Annotated in this window: 2 protein-coding genes; both read right to left on the reverse strand. The window is 76.3% G+C overall.

Features of this window, described 5'->3' with window-relative positions; all coding sequences use genetic code 11:
• A partial coding sequence (locus L1885_RS27655) for a VOC family protein (protein ID WP_235799885.1) occupies positions 1 to 329 on the reverse strand: 329 nt, incomplete at its 3' end.
• A 116-nt stretch (positions 330 to 445) separates the two neighbouring features.
• Positions 446 to 1,912: a sensor histidine kinase gene (locus L1885_RS27660; protein ID WP_372482048.1), complete on the reverse strand. Its 1,467-nt coding sequence runs from the start codon at positions 1,910 to 1,912 to the stop codon at positions 446 to 448.
• Between the last annotated feature and the right edge of the window lie 108 nt (positions 1,913 to 2,020).

The following is a 2,020-nucleotide window of genomic DNA, read 5'->3' on the forward strand; positions in this document are numbered from 1 at the left end:
AGGGCCGCGCCCGCGGCCGTGCACCGCTCCAACGCCGCGTCCAGGGCCGCCGCGTCCTCCAGGTGGAAGACGACGGCAGCCGCGTCCTGGGCGCCGCCGCCCGGCGCGGGCGCGGGCAGGCCGTCCGTACCCAGCGCGGAGGCCATGAAGCGGCGGTCGAACAGCGCGAACGCGGTCACCCCGCGCGCGTCCCAGCTCGCGTAGCCCGCGTCCTCCGCGCCGGCCGCGAGCGCGGCGCCGGACAGCTCCGGCAGGACCTCGCGGTAGAAGCGGAAGCAGGCGGCGAAGTCGGTGACGAGCAGGCGGACGCAGGGCGGTTCGGGGGCCATGCCGGGTCCTCTCCGGTAGGAACGCGGGCCGCGGCCGGCGCTGCCCGCGGCTTGCCGCCGGGGCTCCGCCGTACCCAGCCGCCGGCGCGGCGACCGGCGTCCCGTGGCGACCGCCGTCAAGCGTCGGGCGGGCCCGGCGGCGGGGTCGGGGCCCCCGGCAGGCTGATCCGGGCCACCGTACCGCCGCCGTCCGCCGGATCGAGCGTGATCTCGCCGCCCGCCTGCTGGAGCGTGCGCGCGACGATCGCGAGCCCGAGGCCGGAGCCCGGCAGCGAGCGCGCGGACGGGGAGCGCCAGAAGCGCTCGAAGACGTGCGGCAGGTCCTCGGCCGGGATGCCGGGCCCGTGGTCGCGGACGGTCAGCACTCCGCGCTCGTCGAGGCGCACCTCGACGGTGCCGCCGGACGGGCTGAACTTGACGGCGTTGTCGAGGACGTTGACCACCGCGCGCTCCAGCGTCGCGGGCTCCGCCCGCACGTACCACTCGGCGGTGGTGGCGTCGATCGCGAGGTCGGGGCCGCGCAACCGGGCCCGGCGCAGGGCGTGCTCCACCACCTCGTGCAGGGCGACGACCTGCACCTGCCCCGGCGCGAGGGCGTCGGGCCTGGACAGCTCCTGGAGGTCGCCGATCAGCGCGGCCAGCTCCGACATCTGCGCCTTCACCGACGCCATGAGCGCGCGGCGGTCGTCGGGCGGGATCGCCCGGCCCGTCTCCTCGCTGCGCGCCAGCAGTTCGATGTTGGTGCGCAGCGACGTGAGCGGGGTGCGCAACTCGTGGCCCGCGTCGGCGATCAGCTGGGACTGGCGGTCCCGGGACGAGGCCAGCGCGGCCGTCATCGAGTTGAACGACCGCGACAGCCGGGCGATCTCGTCCTCCCCGTCGACGGGGATGCGGACGCTGAGGTCCTCCGTGCGGGCCACGAGCTCGACGGCCCGTGTGAGCCCGTCCACGGGCCGCAGCCCGGTCCGCGCGATCCACAGGCCCGCGGCGCCCGCGCCCAGCACGCCGACCCCGGCGACGACCGTGAGCAGCAGCGCGAGCCGGTTGAGGGAGGTCTGGATCTCGTCGACGGGGCGGGAGATGGTGACGGCGACGGGTTGGGGGAACGATCCGGGCGGGCCGATGCGGATGCTCTGGAGCCGTGTGTGCACCTGGACCTGCTGGCCCTTGTCCGTGGTGCTCGTGTGCACCGGTGACTCCTCGGACGGCGACTCGTGCCGGGCCACCGCCACGTCCTGCGGCTGCACCTTCACCGGGCGCGAACCGACCGCGACGCAGCGCGTGCCGTCCGGCGACACCACCTGGAAGTACGCGAACGCCTGCTCCGACGAGTCGGTGCCCCCCCTGCTCGAGGACGACGAATCGCTGCTCTGGTCGCACGCGTCGATCGCGCTGGCGATCTGGCTGCTCGGGGCCGTGCTGTTGCGCAGCGAGTTGTCGAGCTCGTTGCGCAGCTGGCTGCGGGTGAGCAGCCAGCTGGCGACGGCGACGACGGTGACCGCGATCGCGACCGCCGCGGCGACCAGGAGCGCCATGCGGGAGCGGATCGGCAGGGCGCCGAAGCGCCGCACCGGGGCCGTCAGCCGGATGGCGAGGGTCCTGGGGTCGCCGCCGCGCCGCTCGGCGGCGCCGGGTGCCTCACGGCGGGAGCCGCCGACGCCCTCGCTGTCGTCGGCGCCCGCGCCGGGGTC

Origin of the sequence: Streptomyces fuscigenes (genome assembly GCF_021556455.1) — a bacterium.
Classification (GTDB): Bacteria; Actinomycetota; Actinomycetes; order Streptomycetales; family Streptomycetaceae; genus Streptomyces; species Streptomyces fuscigenes.